The organism is Streptomyces changchenzhani (assembly GCF_039766235.1).
Taxonomy (GTDB): domain Bacteria; phylum Actinomycetota; class Actinomycetes; order Streptomycetales; family Streptomycetaceae; genus Streptomyces.
In genome coordinates this window covers 435,773-454,721 of record NZ_JBDHNH010000001.1, presented here as the reverse complement: position 1 = coordinate 454,721, position 18,949 = coordinate 435,773, and the positions used below count along the sequence as shown (strand labels likewise).

The 18,949-nt window shown below is 69.7% G+C and carries 14 protein-coding genes and 1 pseudogene; 7 read left to right on the top strand and 8 right to left on the bottom strand.

Annotated features, from left to right (window positions below; translation table 11 throughout):
• Positions 1-63: 63 nt before the first annotated feature.
• From nth to ABCR94_RS02195, 4 genes are all read left to right on the top strand, one after another.
• On the top strand, positions 64-978 hold the full coding sequence (nth, locus tag ABCR94_RS02210) for an endonuclease III (RefSeq protein WP_347117240.1): 915 nt from the start codon (positions 64-66) through the stop codon (positions 976-978).
• 211 nt (positions 979-1,189) lie between these two features.
• Positions 1,190-1,912, top strand: coding sequence for an NUDIX hydrolase (locus ABCR94_RS02205; protein ID WP_521976433.1), 723 nt, complete (start codon positions 1,190-1,192; stop codon positions 1,910-1,912).
• Between the two features lie 13 nt (positions 1,913-1,925).
• The gene (locus ABCR94_RS02200) at positions 1,926-3,131 is read left to right on the top strand and encodes a MarP family serine protease (RefSeq protein ID WP_347117238.1); all 1,206 of its coding nucleotides are present in this window, start codon (positions 1,926-1,928) and stop codon (positions 3,129-3,131) included.
• Positions 3,132-3,227: 96 nt separating this feature from the next.
• Positions 3,228-4,577 carry a 6-phospho-beta-glucosidase gene (locus ABCR94_RS02195; RefSeq protein ID WP_347117237.1) on the top strand — a complete coding sequence of 450 codons (1,350 nt, stop codon included), beginning with the start codon at positions 3,228-3,230 and terminating at the stop codon, positions 4,575-4,577.
• Positions 4,578-4,627: 50 nt separating this feature from the next.
• On the opposite strand, the gene ABCR94_RS02190 is transcribed toward ABCR94_RS02195, so the two are convergent.
• The 6 genes from ABCR94_RS02190 to ABCR94_RS02165 form a co-directional block, all read right to left on the bottom strand.
• Positions 4,628-4,813 carry a hypothetical protein gene (locus ABCR94_RS02190; RefSeq protein WP_347117236.1) on the bottom strand — a complete coding sequence of 62 codons (186 nt, stop codon included), beginning with the start codon at positions 4,811-4,813 and terminating at the stop codon, positions 4,628-4,630.
• 161 nt (positions 4,814-4,974) lie between these two features.
• Positions 4,975-5,913: an alpha/beta fold hydrolase gene (locus tag ABCR94_RS02185; RefSeq protein ID WP_347117235.1), complete on the bottom strand. Its 939-nt coding sequence runs from the start codon at positions 5,911-5,913 to the stop codon at positions 4,975-4,977.
• On the bottom strand, positions 5,910-6,368 hold the full coding sequence (locus ABCR94_RS02180; protein ID WP_347117234.1) for a phage holin family protein: 459 nt from the start codon (positions 6,366-6,368) through the stop codon (positions 5,910-5,912). Before ABCR94_RS02180 ends, ABCR94_RS02185 begins: the two co-directional genes overlap by 4 nt.
• Before the next feature lie 119 nt (positions 6,369-6,487).
• Positions 6,488-7,885, bottom strand: coding sequence for a Na+/H+ antiporter NhaA (gene nhaA / locus ABCR94_RS02175; protein WP_347117233.1), 1,398 nt, complete (start codon positions 7,883-7,885; stop codon positions 6,488-6,490).
• 215 nt (positions 7,886-8,100) lie between these two features.
• Positions 8,101-10,056: an acetate--CoA ligase gene (acs, locus tag ABCR94_RS02170; protein WP_347117232.1), complete on the bottom strand. Its 1,956-nt coding sequence runs from the start codon at positions 10,054-10,056 to the stop codon at positions 8,101-8,103.
• Between the two features lie 219 nt (positions 10,057-10,275).
• Positions 10,276-12,849 (bottom strand): bifunctional SulP family inorganic anion transporter/carbonic anhydrase, encoded by a 2,574-nt coding sequence (locus ABCR94_RS02165; protein WP_347117231.1) that lies wholly within the window; start codon positions 12,847-12,849, stop codon positions 10,276-10,278.
• A gap of 299 nt (positions 12,850-13,148) precedes the next feature.
• Here ABCR94_RS02165 and ABCR94_RS02160 point away from each other — a divergent pair, with 299 nt between their 5' ends.
• Positions 13,149-14,471 (top strand): polysaccharide deacetylase family protein, encoded by a 1,323-nt coding sequence (locus ABCR94_RS02160; RefSeq protein WP_347117230.1) that lies wholly within the window; start codon positions 13,149-13,151, stop codon positions 14,469-14,471.
• 100 nt (positions 14,472-14,571) lie between these two features.
• On the opposite strand, the gene ABCR94_RS02155 is transcribed toward ABCR94_RS02160, so the two are convergent.
• Positions 14,572-15,567, bottom strand: coding sequence for an ATP-binding protein (locus ABCR94_RS02155; RefSeq protein WP_347117229.1), 996 nt, complete (start codon positions 15,565-15,567; stop codon positions 14,572-14,574).
• A gap of 102 nt (positions 15,568-15,669) precedes the next feature.
• Between ABCR94_RS02155 and ABCR94_RS02150 the strand changes: the two genes are divergently transcribed.
• Positions 15,670-16,494 (top strand): Fic family protein, encoded by an 825-nt coding sequence (locus tag ABCR94_RS02150; protein WP_347117228.1) that lies wholly within the window; start codon positions 15,670-15,672, stop codon positions 16,492-16,494.
• A gap of 409 nt (positions 16,495-16,903) precedes the next feature.
• On the opposite strand, the gene ABCR94_RS02145 is transcribed toward ABCR94_RS02150, so the two are convergent.
• A complete protein-coding gene (locus tag ABCR94_RS02145; RefSeq protein WP_347117227.1) occupies positions 16,904-17,779 on the bottom strand; it encodes an HAD family hydrolase in 876 nt (291 codons plus the stop codon).
• Between the two features lie 430 nt (positions 17,780-18,209).
• Here ABCR94_RS02145 and ssd point away from each other — a divergent pair.
• Positions 18,210-18,884, top strand: a pseudogene (gene ssd, locus ABCR94_RS02140) (septum site-determining protein Ssd); the annotation flags it as partial.
• Positions 18,885-18,949: the final 65 nt, after the last annotated feature.

Genomic DNA, 18,949 nt, shown 5'->3' with positions numbered 1-18,949 from the left:
CGATTGGGTTGGCAATTGGCGGCGACCGGGTCGGATGTCAGTGTGGGGCTTTAGGCTGGCCGGGTGTCCAAAACGCCGGTGAGAGCGCAGGCCAAGGGGGCTGGACAGGTGACCACAGGTAAAAATTCTGCTGTGGGCGAACAGCCACCGGCCTCGCCCGAAAAACCTTCTAAAACGACCAAATCGCCCAAGGGTGTCAAGGCTACCAAGCCCGAGTCACATCTCGCCATGGTCCGCCGGGCCCGCCGGATCAATCGCGAGCTGGCCGAGATCTATCCGTACGCGCACCCCGAGCTCGACTTCGAGAATTCCTTCGAGCTGCTCGTCGCCACGGTCCTCTCCGCCCAGACCACCGACCTGAGGGTCAACCAGACCACCCCCGCGCTCTTCGCCAGGTATCCGACGCCGGAGGACCTGGCCGCCGCGGTCCCGGAGGAGTTGGAGGCGATCATTCGGCCGACGGGCTTCTTCCGTGCCAAAGCCCGCTCCCTGCTCGGCCTGTCCGCCGCCCTGCGGGACAACTTCGGCGGCGAGGTGCCCGGCCGCCTCGCGGACCTGGTCACGCTCCCCGGCGTCGGCCGCAAGACGGCCAATGTGGTGCTGGGCAATGCCTTCGGCGTCCCCGGGATCACCGTCGACACCCACTTCGGCCGGCTCGTGCGCCGCTGGAAGTGGACCGAGCAGGAGGACCCGGAGAAGGTCGAGGCCGATGTCGCCGCGATCTTCCCGAAGAGTGAGTGGACGATGCTCTCGCACCGTGTCGTCTTCCACGGCCGCCGGATCTGCCACTCCCGCAAGCCGGCCTGCGGCGCCTGCCCGATCGCGCCGCTGTGCCCTTCGTACGGCGAGGGCGAGACGGACCCCGAGAAGGCGCGGAAGCTCCTCAAGTACGAGATGGGGGGCGACCCGGGCCAGCGCCTGAAGCCCCCGTCGGACTATCCCGGCAAGCCGGCGCCCCCGCTGGGCGCCGCCGGGTGACGGCGTTGGGCGGTACGCCGGGCGGTGCGGCGGGCCGTACGCCAGGCGGTGCGCCGGGCGGTGCGGCGGGCCGTACGCCGGGTGACGGGGGCACCGGCCTCAACGGCATCCCCGGACGGGCCCCGGTGAACCACGTGACCTGGCAGAACCACGCGGCCGGGCGGAACCATCGGGCCCCGGGTGGGCGTTGTGACAGACGGGGGTGCCCATGATGCGTGCGAGTGAGACCTGTGACGGCAGGCCGGCCGAGGGTGCCGGGCTGCCCGATATCACCGTGACGAGCGGAGGGCTGCCCGAGTGGCTGGAGCCCGTGGCGCGGGTCGCCAGGGACGTGCGGCCCGAGCAGCTCAGCCGGTTCCTGCCGCCGGAGAGCGGCAGTGGCCGCCAGTCGGCCGTGCTGGTCCTCTTCGGCCAGGGCGCGGACGACGAGCCCGAGCTGCTGCTCATGGAGCGTGCGGGCACCCTGCGTTCGCACGCGGGGCAGCCGTCCTTCCCGGGCGGCGCGCTCGACCCGGCCGACGGCGACCCGGAGACGACGGGACCGCTGCGGGCCGCGCTGCGCGAGGCCGAGGAGGAGACCGGGCTCGATCCGTCCGGCGTCCAGATCTTCGGCGTGCTGCCCCGGCTCTACATCCCGGTCAGCAGCTTCGTCGTGACGCCCGTCCTCGGCTGGTGGCGCGAGCCCAGCCCGGTCGGCGCCGTCGACCTCGCGGAGACCGCCAGCGTCTTCACCGTCCCCGTGGCGCATCTCACTGATCCGCGGAACCGCGTGACGAGCGTGCACCCGCGCGGACACACTGGTCCCGCGTTCGCGGTCGGATCCGCGCTGGTCTGGGGATTCACCGCCGGGGTCATCGACAAGATCCTTCACTTCGCAGGCTGGGAGCGTCCCTGGGACCGCTCCAGGCAAGTCCCGCTCGACTGGCACGCATGACAGGGTGGCCCACGTGAATGTCATGGACATCTTGCTGCTGGTCGCCGCAGTGTGGTTCGCGATCGTCGGCTACCGCCAGGGATTCGTCGTCGGCATTCTGTCGGTGATCGGCTTCCTCGGCGGCGGAGTCGTCGCGGTCTATCTACTGCCCTTCCTGTGGGACCAGTTGACCGAAGGGTCGGAGGTCAGCTCCACGGCCGCCATCGTCGCGGTCGTGATCGTGATCGTGTTCGCCTCGGTGGGCCAGGCGTTCACCACCCACCTGGGCAACAAGCTCCGCAGACACATCACCTGGTCACCGGCGCGCGCCCTGGACGCCACCGGCGGCGCGCTGGTCAACGTCGTCGCGATGCTGCTGGTTGCCTGGCTGATTGGCTCCGCGCTGGCGGGCACCTCGCTGCCCACCGTCAGCAAGGAAGTACGCGGCTCCAAGGTGCTCCTGGGGGTCTCGCGGGTGATGCCCGACCAGGCGAGCACCTGGTTCACGGACTTCAGCTCCGTCCTCGCGCAGAACGGCTTCCCGCAGGTCTTCAGCCCCTTCTCCAACGAGCCGATCACCGAGGTCAAGGCCCCGGACCCGGCGCTCGCGGGCAGCCCCGTCGCGGCCCGCGCCAAGCGGTCCATCGTCAAGGTCGTCGGCACCGCGCAGAGCTGCGGCAAGGTCCTCGAAGGCACCGGATTCGTCTTCTCCAACCGCCGCGTGATGACCAACGCCCATGTGGTCGGCGGGGTGGACGAGCCCACCGTCCAGATAGGCGGCGAGGGCCGGCTGTACGACGCGAAGGTGGTGCTCTACGACTGGGAGCGCGACATCGCCGTCCTGGACGTACCGAACCTCAGGGCCCCCGCGCTCGAATTCGCCGACACCGAGGCGGACGCCCGCAGCGGCGACGGCGCGATCGTCGCGGGCTTCCCGGAGAACGGCGGATACGACGTGCGATCCGCCCGCGTCCGCGGCCGGATCAACGCCAACGGGCCGGACATCTACCACCGCGGCACGGTCCGCCGTGACGTCTACTCGCTCTTCGCGACGGTCCGCCAGGGGAACTCGGGCGGCCCGCTGCTCACCCCTGAGGGCAAGGTGTACGGCGTGATCTTCGCCAAGTCGCTCGACGACGCGGACACCGGTTACGCCCTGACGGCCGACGAGGTCCGCGAGGACATCCGCGCCGGCCTCCGCGCCAACCAGCAGGTCGACAGCCAGGGATGCGCGCTCTGAGGGGCCGGGCAACCACCTGAGGGCCGGGCAACCGCCACGAGGGGCCCGGACACCACCTGAGGGCCCGGACAACCACCTGAGAGGCCGGACAAGCACATGCGTCTGACGATTCTGGGCGGCGGGGGATTCCGCGTTCCCCTGGTGTACGGCGCGCTCCTGCGCGACCGCGCCGAGGGCCGGGTCACCCATGTCACCCTCCACGACTTGGACGCCGCCAGGCTGACCGCCATCGCCCGGGTCCTGCACGACCAGGCCGACGGCGTCGCCGACGCGCCGGCCGTGACCGTCACCACCGACCTCGACGAGGCCCTGCGCGGCGCCGACTTCGTCTTCTCCGCGATCCGGGTTGGCGGCCTGGAGGGCCGCGCGGCCGACGAGCGCATCGCCCTGGCCGAGGGTGTCCTGGGCCAGGAGACGGTCGGCGCGGGCGGCATCGCGTACGGACTGCGCACCGTCCCCGTGGCTGTCGACATCGCGCGGCGGGTCGCCCGGCTCGCCCCGGACGCCTGGGTCATCAACTTCACCAACCCGGCGGGCCTGGTCACCGAGGCCATGTCCGCCCACCTCGGCGAGCGCGTCATCGGGATCTGTGACTCACCCGTGGGCCTGGGCCGCCGGGTCGCCCGGGTGCTCGGAGCCGACCCGGCGCGGGCCCGCTTCGACTACGTGGGGCTCAACCACCTGGGCTGGCTGCGCGGCGTGTACGCCGATGACGCCCCCGAGGTGAACCTGCTGCCGCGGCTCTTCGCCGACGACAGCGCCCTGACCTCCTTCGAGGAGGGCAGGCTCTTCGGCGCCGACTGGCTCCGCTCACTCGGGTCCGTACCCAACGAATATCTGCACTACTACTACTACAACCGCGAGGCGGTCACCGCCTACCGCGAGGCGAAGCAGACCCGCGGCGCGTTTCTCCGCGACCAGCAGGCGCGCTTCTACGACGAGATGGCGGGCGGCGCCACGGCGGCCTGGTCCGCCTGGGACCGTACGCGCGCCGAGCGCGAAGCCACGTACATGGCGGAGAACAGGGAGGCGGCGGGCGCGGGCGAACGGGCCGCCGACGACCTGGAGTCCGGCGGATACGAGTACGTCGCGCTCGCCCTGATGCGGGCCATCGCCCGCGACGAACCCGCCACGCTCATCCTGAACGTCCGCAACGGCTCCACGCTCGCCGTGCTCGACGAGGCAGCCGTCATCGAGGTCCCGTGCCTGGTCGGCGCGGACGGCGCCCGTCCCGTCCCCGTCGCGCCGCTGACCGGCCACGAGGCGGGCCTGGTGGCCGCCGTCAAGGCGGTGGAGCGGTGCGTGCTCGACGCGGGCGAGAGCGGGTCGGCGCGGGCGGCGGTGAAGGCGTTCGCCCTGCATCCGCTGGTCGACTCGGTCGGAGTGGCGCGCCGGCTCCTCGACGGCTACCGGAGCGCGCACCCCGGACTCGATTACCTCAAGTGACGCCTGTAGGCCCGTCGCGTGTCCGCTGCGGGCGACTCCCGCCTCGGACGTCAGTTGCGGGGGTGAGGATGGCGCAGGCGCGCCGAGACCCAACGGGCCCGGCGGCGGAGGATACGCGGAATTCCGAGACGGAGATCATGGCTCTGACCTGGAGAACCGCCCCTTCCGTGGGCGCTCAGCGTCATTGCCGAGCGGCGGGTACGTGCTGCGTCACCGTAGTCGTGCGTCCAGCCCATACCCTGACGTCTGCCCGTGCCCCAAGGTCGATAATCGCCTCAGGGGCACCAATCTGGCCTATGCGCGGGGCAATTGGCTGTTCGTAGGACAAGCGTTCACATGTGTGCTGCGGCGAGGGCGCGCGGGGGGTGGTCGACCCTGCGGTCGACCCTGCGGTCGGTCAGCGGTCGGGCTCGGGGTCCTTGAGCCAGTTCACCAGCTCCGTCGAGAAGGCCGTCGGGTCCTCCTCGTGCGGGAAGTGCCCCAGACCGTCGAACATCCGCCAGCGGTACGGAGCTTCGACGTACTGCCCGGAGCCCGCCGCACTGCGCGTGCGCAGCACCGGGTCCAGTGAGCCGTGCAGATGCAGCGTCGGCACCTGCACAGGTCGCTTCATCCTGCGGTTGAACAGCATGCCGTCGGGCCGCGCCATCGACCGCACCATCCACCGGTACGGCTCGATCGCGCAGTGCGCCGTCGACGGGATGGACATGGCCCGCCGGTAGACGTCGATGTCCTCGTCGTCCGGCAGCCGGGGCCCCGACCAGTCGCGGATCAGCCGGCCCACCAGCGCCGAGTCGTCCGCGAGGAGCTGCCGCTCGGGCACCCACGGCCGCTGGGATCCCCATACGTACGAACTGGCCCGTGACTGCGAGACGTCGGAGAGCATCGCCGAGCGCCAGCGGCGCGGGTGCGGCATCGAGGAGACCACGAGCCGGCGCACCAGCTTGGGCCGCATCACGGCCGCGGTCCACGCCAGATAGCCGCCCAGGTCGTGCCCGACCAGCGCCGCGTCCGGCTCACCCAGCGACCGCACCACACCGGTGATGTCGAGCGCGAGGTTCGCCGGGTCGTACCCGCGCGGCGTACGGTCGCTGCCGCCCACGCCCCGCAGGTCCATGGCCACGGCCCGGAAGCCCGCGTCGGCGAGTGCGGTCAGCTGGTGCCGCCACGTCCACCAGAACTGCGGGAAGCCGTGCACCAGCAGCACCAGCGGCCCGTCGCCAAGCTCAGCGATGTGGAAGCGCGCACCATTGGCCGCCACATCGCGGTGGGTCCATGGACCATCGATGCGTACGGCGGAGGGGGATGGTCCGGATCCGGATTCAGGGGCCGTCATGTGGTCGAGCGTGCCACAACCGCGGCCTTGTCACCGACCGGGCGGGGGTGAGGCTTGACGCTCTGCAGTACGGCTGCCGTCTGCTTGGCCGAGGCGATGGACTTCTCCGGCGGCTTGACCTTCTTGAACTTGCGGACGGCCAGCAGCGCCAGCAGCCCCGCGAGCAGCAGAAACGCTCCGCCCACGATCAGGAAGGACCAGGCGAGCCCCAGCCCCAGGTTGTGGATGCCGTACGCCGCCGCGAAGCTGAGCACCGGCAGAGAAAAGAGTGCGAACACCCCCGCGATACCGATGGCGCTGCCGCCGATGCCGACGCGCTTGGCGTCCTGCCGCAGCTCGGCCTTGGCCAGCGCGATCTCGTCGTGCATCAGAGCGGACATCTCGGCGGTCGCGGTGGCGACCAGTTGACCGATGCTCCGGTCGGCGCTGTCAGCGGTGCGGACGGGGTCGCTCATCGCTCACTCCCTCTTCCTTCTGCTTCGTATTCGTATTCGTCTTCTTCGCATCAACGTCTACTTCAGATACTTCAGATACTTCAGTTCAACGTCTACGCATCTGATGTCAGACCCTCAGATCATGCCGGACTGCCGCTGTCGTTGCTTGCTGCCCCGTGGTCTTCGGCGAGCTTGCGGTGGGCCGCGGCCTTCTGTTCGTAGATGGCGGCCATCCGGAGGTGGTACTCCGGATGGTCCTGCTCGTAGATGTCCGGAATGCCGTCCTGGTCGTCGTCGCGCTCCTCCTCGTCGAACAGCGCACGGTACCTGCGTACCCGGAGCTTGAGCAGAATCGCGGAAAATACGGCGGCGATCAGCGAGCCGATGAGGACGGCTGCCTTGACCTCCCCGGCCAGCGTGGCATCCCCGCTGAACGCGAGCTCACCGATGAGCAGCGAGACGGTGAAGCCGATGCCGGCGAGCGAGGCGACGGCGAAGACATCGGGCCAGGCCAGGTCGTCGTTGAGCTCGGCCCTGGTGAAGCGGGCCGCCAGCCAGGTGCCGCCGAAGATGCCCACGGCCTTGCCCACCACCAGGCCCAGGATCACACCGAGGGTCTCGGGCCGCGTGAATACGTCGCCGAGCGCGCCGCCCGAAAGAGCGACCCCGGCGGAGAAGAGCGCGAACAGCGGCACGGCGAGACCGGCCGAGAGGGGACGTACGAGGTGCTCGATGTGCTCGCCGGGGGAGTGCTCCTCACCCTCGCGGCGCGAGCAGCGGAGCATCAGGCCCATCGCGACTCCGGCGATCGTGGCGTGCACGCCGCTGTTGTACATCAGGCCCCAGATCACCAGGGCGAGCGGGACGTAGATGTACCAGCCGTGCACGTTCTTGCGCAGCAGCACCCAGAAGACGGCCAGGCCGACGACCGCGCCGCCGAGCGCCGCGAAGTTGATGTCGCTGGTGAAGAAGACCGCGATGATCAGGATGGCGAAGAGGTCGTCGACGACGGCCAGGGTGAGCAGGAAGGCGCGCAGCGCGGACGGCAGCGAGGTGCCGATGACCGCGAGGACGGCGAGCGCGAAGGCGATGTCGGTGGCGGTCGGGACGGCCCAGCCGTTCATCGAGCCGTCGCCGATGGTGTTGACCGTGACGTAGACCAGGGCGGGCACTGCCATGCCGCAGAGCGCGGCGATCACGGGGAGCGCGGCGGCCTTGGGGTCGCGCAGTTCACCCGCGACCAGCTCGCGCTTGAGCTCGATGCCGGCGACGAAGAAGAAGATCGCGAGCAGTCCGTCGGCGGCCCAGTGCTGGACGGACAGGTCAAGACCCAGTGAGGAGGGGCCGATGTGGAAGGCGCGTATGGACTCGTAACTGCTGCTCAGTGGCGTATTGGCCCAGATCAGCGCGGTGATGGCGGCGATCAGCAGGAGTACGCCGCCGACGGTCTCGGCCCGCAGCGCGTTCGTGACGTAGGTGCGCTCGGGGAGCGAGAGACGTCCGAGGAACTTGCGGGGGGCGGGGCTGGGCGCGGCCACGGGTGGAGACCTCCGGTCGGTGGGCAGCATGAAGCACATTGCCGACCAGACTTCCCGGCGCACCTATGAGGTTTTGACGCGTCATTGACGCGGTCATCACCCTACCGGTGGCGCGCGAGGGCGGATCCGGTGATCTTCACCTTACGAGCAGGAAGGGCACCCGGCGCGCGGAGCCGGGTGCCCTTCCTGCTTCAGGCCCTGAGGTGACCGTGGGGTCAGTCCTCGCTGGAGGCGCTCGGCAGCTGGGTCTGGATCAGGTCCATGACCGAGGAGTCGGTGAGCGTCGTGACATCGCCCAGCTGGCGGTTTTCCGCGACATCACGGAGCAGCCTGCGCATGATCTTGCCGGAGCGGGTCTTGGGCAGCTCGGCCACCGGCAGGACGCGCTTGGGCTTGGCGATCGGGCCGAGGACAGTGGCGACGTGATTGCGCAGCTCCGCGACCAGGCCGTCGTCCACGCTGGCCGTGCCGCGCAGGATCACGAACGCGACGATGGACTGGCCGGTGGTCGGGTCCGCCGCTCCCACGACCGCCGCCTCGGCGACCTTGGGGTGGGCGACCAGCGCCGACTCGACCTCGGTGGTCGAGATGTTGTGGCCGGACACCAGCATCACGTCGTCGACCCGGCCGAGCAGCCAGATGTCGCCGTCGTCGTCCCTCTTGGCGCCGTCGCCCGCGAAGTACTTGCCCGGGAAGCGCGACCAGTAGGTGTCGATGAACCGCTGGTCGTCGCCCCAGATCGTACGGAGCATGGCGGGCCACGGCTCGGTCAGGACCAGATATCCGCCGCCGCCGTTCGGGACCTCGTTGCCGTCGTCGTCGACGACGGTGGCCGAGATGCCGGGCAGGCCGCGCTGCGCCGATCCGGGCTTGGTCGAGGTGACACCGGGCAGCGGCGAGATCATCATCGCGCCGGTCTCCGTCTGCCACCAGGTGTCGACGACCGGGCAGGTGCCCGCGCCGATGTGCTCCCGGTACCAGATCCACGCCTCGGGGTTGATCGGCTCGCCCACCGAGCCGAGCACCCGCAGCGAGGACAGGTCGAACTTGGCGGGGATGTCGTCCCCCCACTTCATGAACGTGCGGATCGCGGTCGGCGCGGTGTAGAGGATCGTGACGCCGTACTTCTGGATGATTTCCCAGAAGCGCCCCTGGTGGGGGGTGTCGGGCGTGCCCTCGTACATGACCTGCGTCGCGCCGTTGGCCAGCGGTCCGTACACGATGTACGAGTGGCCGGTCACCCAGCCGATGTCGGCCGTGCACCAGTAGACGTCGCTCGAAGGCTTGAGGTCGAAGACGGCGTTGTGGGTGTACGCGGCCTGGGTGAGGTAGCCGCCCGAGGTGTGCAGGATGCCCTTGGGCTTACCCGTCGTACCGGACGTGTAGAGGATGAAGAGCGGGTGCTCCGCGTCGAACGCCTCGGGGGTGTGCTCGGCGGACTGGCGGGGGACGATCTCGTCCCACCACACGTCCCGGCCGGCGTCCCACGCGGTGTCCTGGCCCGTACGCCGCACGACGAGCACATGCTCGACCTGCGGACACTTGGCGACGGCTTCGTCGATGGCGGGCTTGAGGGCGGTGGGCTTGCCGCGTCGGTAGCCGCCGTCCGAGGTGATGACCAGCTTGGCGTCGGCGTCCTGGATGCGGGACGCGACGGCTTCGGCGGAGAAGCCGCCGAAGACGACCGAGTGGGCAGCGCCGATGCGGGCGCAGGCCAGCATGGCCACGGCTGCCTCGGGGATCATCGGCAGATAGACGGCGACACGGTCGCCCTTGCTCACACCCAGCTCGGTGAGGGCGTTCGCGGCGCGCGAGACCTCGTCCTTGAGCTCGGCGTAGGTGATCGCGCGGCTGTCGCCGGGCTCACCCTCGAAGTGGATGGCGACGCGGTCGCCGTTGCCCGCTTCGACATGGCGGTCCACGCAGTTGTACGCGACGTTGAGCTTGCCGTCCGCGAACCACTTCGCGAAGGGCGGGTTCGACCAGTCGAGGGTCTCGGTCGGCTCGGTGGCCCAAGTGAGCCGCCGGGCCTGCTCGGCCCAGAAGCCCAGCCTGTCCGCCTCTGCCTGTTCGTACGCCTCCGCCGTGACATTGGCGTTCGCGGCCAGCTCAGCAGGCGGAGCGAAGCGGCGCTCCTCCTTCAGAAGGTTGGCCAGGCTTTCGTTGCTCACGACATCTCCCTTTCCCAGGGCGTCCGATGTGTCCCGTGCCCTAGCTCATCAGTCCCGTGCCCGGGTGACAAGGCCCTCCCGGCAATTGGTTTAGACCTGTGAGCTGCGGTGGGCTGCGGTGGGCTGATTCGCGGAGTGCGTACGGCGTGCGTACAACCCCTCCCGACGGGTGGCGCGAGGAGGGGCCATACGGTGTCACGGACGGGAGAGCGGTCCGGTTCAGACGCGTGACTCTTCGAATGAACCCTCGGGCGGCCCTTCGGACGCCCCCGGGTGCCGACTTTCCTCTTCGTCGTACGCCGAGGGGCTGATCCGGTCGAAGACGTCCGCGCTCTCGCCGACCAGCGCGCCGTCCTCCAGGAGATACGCCTGGGCCTCGCCGACATGGAAGTACATGCCGTGCAGTTCGAGTGCGCCTTCGTCGAGCCGCCGCCGCACCGCCTCGTGGCTGCGCAGATGCTCCAACTGCTGGACCACATTGGTCAGGCAGAGCTGCTCGATCGCGTCGGTCGGCAGCCTTCCGGAGATCCGCGCCCAGGAGTGATGGCGGCTCTTCATCCGCTCCAGGCTGGGCAGCCCGTGCCGCAGCCAGCGGCGCAGGGGTGTCTGCGCGCCGTCCGGCGGCGTATTGAGCAGGGCCTGCATCGCTCCGCAGCCGGAGTGCCCACAGATGGTGATGGACCCCACCTTCAGCACGTCCACGGCGTACTCGATGGCCGCGGCGACCGAGTCGTCCGCACCCACCGCGCCCGGCGGGGGCACCAGATTTCCCACATTGCGTACGGTGAAGAGGTCGCCGGGGCCGCTGGACGTGATCATGCTGGTGACCAGGCGGGAGTCGGCGCAGGTGATGAAGAGCTGCGAGGGCCGCTGGCCCTCGCGCGCCAGCCGGGCCAGCTCCTCGCGCACCAGCGGCGCCGTATTGCGCTGGAAGGCGCTGAGCCCACTGGCCAGTTGACCGCCGCTCGCCCGTCTTGGTGCGACGGAGCGGGTGGGGTGGTCGGACTGGGTGGCCCGCGTGGCCTGAGTGGACCGGGTGGGGCTGTCGTGCCGGTCCGGATCGGGCGCCGAGTCGGGGGCCGAGGGGATCACGGGCCGGCCGGAGTCGTCGGCCGACGCGGTGCCGTGGTCGTCGCAGTGGTGGTTGCGCCAGGGCGTCCAGGGCCGGCAGCACGTGTGCGCGGCGGAGACCGGGCCCGCGAAGCGATTGCCCGAACGCCCGGTGACCTCGACCCGGCCGCCTTGGGCGACATGCGCGTCCTGCCAGTCCTGGAGGGCTTCGAACGCCGCGTGGTCCATGAACGATCCGTCCAACTCGACGATCGCACGGGCTCCCTGGGGCACCTGGTTCAGCGTGCGGCTCAGCCGGGGCACCGCGAGGAATGTCAACTGCCCGCGTGCCCGCACATGGTGGGTCCCGTCCACCGAGATCTCGGTGGTGATGCGGGTCTTGGCCAGCCGGTGCAGTGAGACGGCGACCGCCACCGCGACGCCGATCACCACACCTTCGAGCACCCCGGCGAGCACCACGGCGACCGTCGTGACCGCGTAGACGAGCATTTCCCGGTGGCGCGTCACGCTGCGCAGGTGGGTGATGTTCACCATCTGGATGCCGACGACCATTACCAGTGCGGCGAGCGCGGCCAGCGGGATCAGGTCGAGGACGGGCACCAGGAGCAGGGCCGCGACCACGATCCACAGGCCGTGCAGCATCGTCGAGTTGCGGGTGATCCCGCCCGCCGACACATTCGCGGCGCTGCGGACGGCGACCCCGGTGACGGGCAGGCCGCCGAGCGCGCCGGAGACGATGTTCGCGGCGCCCTGCCCGACCAGCTCCCGGTCGAGACGGGTCCGCGGAATCCTGATGCGCGGCTCCTTGCGGGCGGCGACCAGCTTGTCGACGGCAACGGCGGACAACAGCGACTCGACGCTTCCCACCAGGGTGACGGTGAGGACGGCGGCGAGGAGGCCGAGGACCGGGCCCTCGGGCAGCTCGGGCAGGGCGTGACTGCGCCAGGAGGGCAGATCGACGCGCGGCAGGCTCAGCCCGGCGAACGCCGCGACAGCGGTGGCCGCGGCCACCGCGGCGAGGGCGGCCGGGATCTTCCGCACGATCCGGCCCGTACGCCCCGGAATGCGCGGCCAGAGCAGCAGCACCGCGACGGTCAGGGCGCTCACGGACAGGGCGACCGGATGCAGGTCGGCCAACTGAGCCGGCAGACCAAGCACATTGGCTACCGCGGAGCTCTGCGGGGTGCCGCCCAGGACGATGTGCAGCTGGGCGAGGGCGATGGTGGCGCCGATGCCGGCCAGCATGCCGTGCACGATCGCCGGACTGACGGCGAGCGCGGAGCGGGCCACGCGGGCGGCGGCCAGGGCGAGTTGAGCGACACCGGCCAGCACGGTGATGGCGCAGGTGGTGCGCCAGCCGTACCGCTGGATCAACTCGGCGGTGACCACGGTGAGTCCGGCCGCGGGCCCGCTGACCTGGAGCGGTGAGCCGCCGAGCCGGCCGGCGACGATGCCGCCGACGGCGGCTGCGACCAGGCCCGCCTGGAGCGGTGCGCCGGTGGCCAGGGCGATGCCCAGGGAGAGCGGCAGCGCGATCAGGAAGACGGCGACCGAAGCGGACAGGTCCGCCCCGGCGATACGGAAGCGGCGTCCACCGGGCGGGGGGCCACCGGAAGGCGGGCCACCGGACGGCGGGCCGTTCGGACGCTGGAATCGGGACCTGAGGGATGCGCGAGTGGCGCGAGAAGTGTGGTCGATGCGAATGGGGACGCAGGCAGACATAGGTTCCCGTCTCCTCCGGGGCGGCGCGGTCGCGGGGCATGGGGTCGCGGCCGTGGGTCACGGCGTGCAGCGGCGGGATTTTCAACTCTCGGTAAACGAATGGTAATGCAGAGTAAAGAAGCAAGGGTGATTTACGGGTCAAATGGGCCAATCATTCACCCGTTCCAGTGAATAGGCATTTTGTGCGGCTTGTCCCACCTTTCGCCCTGCTGTGGCATGCGAGGTTTGCCGCGCCGTATCGGCAACTCCGCGCCGTATCGGCAAATCAACGCAGGAGACCTGAGGAAGAGGGTGGGCGGATGATGGCCGCCACGAAGAGGATCGCTGTCGGCGTCGTCGCCATGACCATGGCCGCGGCGCTGGCCGGCTGCTCGGGATCCGTTTTCGGTTCCGGGTCCGGATCCGGTGCTCCCGCTGCCAAGGAGGGGGCCCACGGAGCGAAGAAGAACGTTCCGGCGGCGGCGCCCAAGAGCGCGGTGCGTCTGATCGGCGACGGCTCGACCGCGTTCACCGGAGCGCAGCCCCACCTGCTCAAGCCGCAGCGGCTGAAGGCGGGCCAGAAGCCCCCGCAGTTCGTCGTGTTCTCGTGGGACGGCGCGGGCGAGGACAGCCAGCGGCTCTTCTCCCACTTCCGCAAAGTCGCCAAGCAGTACGACGCGACCATGACGTACTTCCTCAGTGGCGTCTATCTCCTCCCGGAGGAGAAGAGGCACCTCTATGACCCGCCGAAGCACTCCTCGGGCCGGTCCGACATCGGCTTCAACGACGCCGAGGGCATCGCGGACACCGTGGAGCAGATCCGCGGCGCCTGGCAGGAAGGCAACGAGATCGGCACGCACTTCAACGGCCACTTCTGCGGCAAGGACGGTGGCGTCGGCACCTGGTCCACCGAGGAGTGGAAGAGCGAGATCTCGCAGGCCAAGGCCTTCGTGAAGCGCTGGAAGACCAACTCGGGCCTGACGAAGGCCAAGCCGCTGCCTTTCGACTACGACAAGGAGCTCGTCGGCGCCCGGACGCCCTGCCTGGAAGGGCAGAAGAACATGATGAAGGCCGGAAAGGCGCTGGGCTTCCGCTACGACTCCAGTGGCGTCGGCAAGCAGGTGTGGCCGAAGAAGACCGATGGCCTGTGGGACATGCCGCTCCAGCTGGTACCGGTGCCGGGACGGGCCTTCGAAACGCTCTCGATGGACTACAACTTCATGGTCAACCAGTCGGGAACGGTCAAGGGCGATCCCTCCCAGCACGCGTACTGGGGTGACCAGATGCGCGACGGCCTGCTCACGGCCTTCGGCCGCTCGTACACCGGAAACCGCGCCCCGCTGATCATCGGCAACCACTTCGAATCCTGGAACGGCGGCACGTACATGCGCGCCATCGAGGAGACGATCAAGACGGTCTGTGTGCAGCGCGACGTGCGCTGCGTGTCGTTCAAGCAGGTGGCCGACTGGCTGGACGTACAGGACCCGAAGGTGCTGCAGAAGATGGGCACCCTCGATGTGGGCCAGGCGCCGAAGGAGGGCTGGCCCGCCTTCCTCACCCCCCGGCCCGCGGCCGCCCCGCCCACCGGCGCGGCCGCACCGGCGAAGGCGGCAGCTTCGGTCAAGCCAGCGGAGGGCCGCTGACCTCTCGGCCGGCCGACTGAGTGGTGCTGAACCTTTCGGCCGGCCGACCGAGTGGTACTGAACCTCTCGGTCAGGCCGGCTGAGGAACCCTGCACCCCGGTCAAGCCGGCTGCGGGGCACTGACCTCCGAGAAACTCTCGTCGAGTACGAAGGCGGGGTCGACCTGGGCAGCCAGGTCGGCGCCCGTCTTCGCGTTCCCCCAGCTCTCCGCGTTCTTCAGATGGAACTGCACCATCTGCCGTGTGTAGCGCTCCCAGTCGCGCTGCGCGTACGAGTCCTCCGCGGCGTTCTGCAGGGCCTGGAGGGCGAGGCGGTTGTCCGCCTCCAGGAGCTCGAAGGCGGCCGGGCGGCCCTTCTCCATCCTGCGCACCCAGTCGGAGGCGCCGACGGTGACCAGGAGGTCGTCGCCGACCTCCTGGCGCAGGAAGTCGATGTCGTCCTGGCTCTGCACCTTGTTGCCCACGACGCTGAGGGCCACGCCGTAGTCCCTCGCGTACTCCTTGTACTGGCGGTAGACGGAGACGCCCTTGCGGGTCGGCTCGGCCACCAGGAAGGTCATGTCGAAGCGGGTGAACATGCCGGACGCGAAGGAGTCGGAGCCGGCCGTCATGTCCACGACGACGTACTCCTCCGGCCCGTCGACGAGGTGGTTGAGGCACAGCTCGACCGCGCCGACCTTGGAGTGGTAGCAGGCGACGCCGAGGTCGGACTCGGTGAAGGGCCCCGTTGCCATCAGCCGGATCTCGCCGTCGTCCAGCTGGACAGGGCGGGCGCAGGCGTCGTACACCGGATTGTCCTCGGCCACCCGCAGCAGCCTCGAACCCTCCCCGGGCGGTGTCGTCTTGATCATTGTCTCGGCGGACGCGATACGGGGGTTGGTGCCGCGCAGATAGTCCTTGATGAGCGGCAGGTGCGCGCCCATGGCGGGCAGCGCGGCGGCCTGGGCCTCGTCGAGCCCCAGCGCGGCGCCCAGGTGCTGGTTGATGTCGGCGTCCACGGCGACGACCGTGGCCTCGTTGGCGGTGAGGTGACGGATGAACAGCGAAGACAGCGTGGTCTTGCCGCTGCCGCCCTTCCCTACGAAAGCGATCTTCATGTTCACCAAGGGTAATCGCATGATTGCGCCTGGTGTGCACTGTGAGTGAAGAAGACCACTCCAAGGTGGGGTGGGTGCCGGGTGTGCGTAGGCTCCTTACTTATGAGTACGAAAGCTGATCCGTTGGAGGCGCTGGGGTCGCTGCCCGGTGTGCCCGAGGCCGTGGACTCCGTGCGCAAGGCCGTGGACCAGGTCTACGGGCACCGGGTCATGAGGCGCCGCAGCAACGAGATCACCGGGGAGGCGGCGCTGCGCGGGGCGCGTGGCTCGGCGGCGCTTTCGGGTGCGGACTGGGCGCTGGAGGAGGTGCGCAGGCGTACCGACTTCAGCCAGGACGCCGAGTCGCGCACGGTCGGCGCGGCGCTGAGGCTGACGGCCGAGGCCGGTCAACTGCTGTCCGTCTGGCGGCAGTCGCCGCTGCGGGTGCTGGCCCGGCTGCATCTGGTCGCGGCCGGCGGTGCGGACGTGTCCGACGAACTGGTGGGCCGTCCGCGGCTCGCGGGTGAGCCGGTCGACGAGCCGCTGGTCGAGCTCGCGGTACCCGGTGCGGACGAGGTGGCGGGGCGGCTTGAGGGCTTGTCCGAGCTGGTCGTCGCGGGCGGCTCCGCGCCCGCCCTGGTGACGGCGGCCGTGGTGCACGGCGAGCTGCTGGCGCTGCGCCCGTTCGGCTCGCACAACGGGCTGGTGGCCCGCACCGCCGGCCGCGTTGTGCTGATCGGCAGCGGCCTCGACCCGAAGTCGGTCTGCCCGCTGGAGGTGGGTCACGCGGAGCTGGGGCGTGCGGCGTATGTCGCGGCACTGGACGGCTATGTGTCGGGGACGTCCGCGGGCATGGCGGCGTGGATCGCCCACTGCGGGCGCGCCGTGGAGCTGGGGGCCAGGGAGTCGACGGCTGTCTGCGAGGCGCTTCAGCGCGGAGCGGCGTAGGCGCGCTCTTCGAGGCGCAGTGGCGTCACCCTGACATCAGGGCTGACGCCAGGGCCGAGTGACGTGCGCGCGCTGTTGAAGGTGCGGGGTGGCGTGCGCGCCGCGAAGGCTTGTTGCATGGTTGCGGCGGTACCAGTCCTGGTACCGCCGCTGGCACGTCCGTCGAGTTACCAAGCGTCCTCGTATTTTTGCCCATCAGGTCGGGAACTTGGCCCGTTACCTGGTGCGGCTGGCCCGTAATCGACGGGTCGACGTCGCGTGGGTGCTCAACTTCCGTGCGCGGTCCGTGGGGCCGAACTGCGTTTAAGGTGATCCTCTCGGATGTCCTTGGTCTCGCGGGCCGTTGAGTCCTTTCTACTCCTGTCGCGGGGCAAGTGGAACCCCTGGCTGCACTTCTTTACTTTTAGGTTCAAATGCGGGCATAGGCTTTGACCGTTGATCCGGGCTGCCGACGGGCGCGTCGACCGGCGTACCAGACCAGGCCCGCCGTGGCCGCGGCCGCACCCACGGCGGCTGCCGCGAGGAGCGCAGGGCGGGGCGGCAGGGAGAAGGCGGGAAGTCGCTTCTTGAGGGGGACCGGCCGGTTGAAGACGAGAATCGGCCATTCCCGGGCGATCGCCTCACGGCGCAGCCATCGGTCCGGATTGACCGCGTAGGGGTGGCCGACCGACTCCAGCATCGGGATGTCGGTGCCCGAATCGCTGTAGGCGAAACAGCGTGTCAGGTCGTACCCCTCGGACTTGGCCAGCTCCTTGATCGCCTCGGCCTTGGTGGGGCCGTACGCGTAGTACTCCACCTCGCCCGTGAAGCAGCCGTCGCTGCCGACGATCATCCGGGTCGCCACCACGCGGTCGGCGCCGAGGAGCTCGCCGATGGGCTCGACAACCTCCGTGCCCGAGGTGGAGACGATCACCACGTCGCGTCCCGCGGTGTGGTGCTCCTCGATGAGGGAGGCGGCCTCGTCGTAGATGATCGGGTCGATCAGGTCGTGCAGGGTCTCGGCGACCAGCTCCCGCACCTGCTGGACGTTCCAGCCCTTGCAGAGGGCGGAGAGATATTCGCGCATCCGCTCCATCTGGTCGTGATCGGCACCGCCGGCCAGGAAGACGAACTGCACGTAGGCGGTGCGCAGAACGTCGCGGCGGTTGATCAGTCCGCCTTGATAGAAGGACTTGCTGAAGGTCAGCGTGCTCGACTTCGCAATCACGGTCTTGTCGAGGTCGAAGAAGGCGGCTGTTCGAGGCGAGGAGTGGTTTTCCACGAGCCGAGCATAGGCGCCCGCCATTCGGCGTACGCTGTGGCGCGTGGGTTTGCCTGAGAAGGCTCTCGGGTACACCATGGAAGTCACGGATCGTTCGCGACCGTGCTACCCCGGTCCGACTCCTCCCCCCCGAGTCGGCCGAGGAGACGACCCCCGTTCTCCCCCCCGACGGGGGTCGTCGCATGTCCGGATGCATTTTCGTCCTCCGGTTCTGATCGTTCCCTCTCCTTCGCGGGCCTCGACGGCGCCGCCCTCCACTCTTGAGACGCGTCACGCTCCGTAGTTGTTCCGCTGCTCTCCGGAAGTCACCGGAATAGGTGATTGGGATATTCACAAGGCGTCGGTTGTCCACAGTTTTTTAGCAAGATCCACACGATTTTCCAGATCCCTCCACGGTGATTCCGTCCACGAAGTTCATGGACGCAAGGAATCGCTGTGAGAGGGGGCGGAGATCATGGCTGTATCCATCACATCCGACCGGTTGCCGGCTGCCGAAGGGCGGCAGGGCAGGCCGTTGATCGTCACCGAGGACGTGGATCTGCTCGACGACTTGCTGCGGCTGTGCGCCGCGGCGGGCGCCGAGCCGGAAGTCCACCACGCGGTGCCCGCGCGCACCGGCAGCTGGGAGAGCGCGCCGCTGATCCTGGTCGGTGACGACGCGGCCGAGCGGGTGCGTGCCGCGGTGCTCGGGAGCGGGGCCGCGCGCAGACGCGGCGTGATGCTCGTGGGGAAGGATCAGGACGATCCGAGCGTCTGGCGGCGGGCCGTGGAGATCGGCGCCGACCATGTGCTGCGGCTGCCCGACGCGGAGTCGTGGCTCGTCGAGCGGATCGCCGATGTGGCCGAGGGCGTGGGGCGCCAGGCACTGACCGTGGGGGTCGTCGGAGGGCGGGGCGGGGCTGGTGCTTCGACGCTGGCGTGCGCGCTGGCGGTGGCCGCGGCCCGCTCGGGACAGCGCACGATGCTCATCGACGGGGACCCGCTCGGCGGCGGCCTTGATGTGCTGCTCGGCGGGGAGGCCGCGGAGGGCATGAGATGGCCGGATTTTGCCGAGTCCCGGGGACGGGTCGGCAGTGGCGCGCTGGAGGAGTCGCTGCCCGAACTGCATGCGCTGCGGGTGCTGAGCTGGGTTGTTCTCGCTTTGATTTCGTGTCGCCCACGGGGTACGGCAGGGGTCGGGCCTTCGGGTTTGCA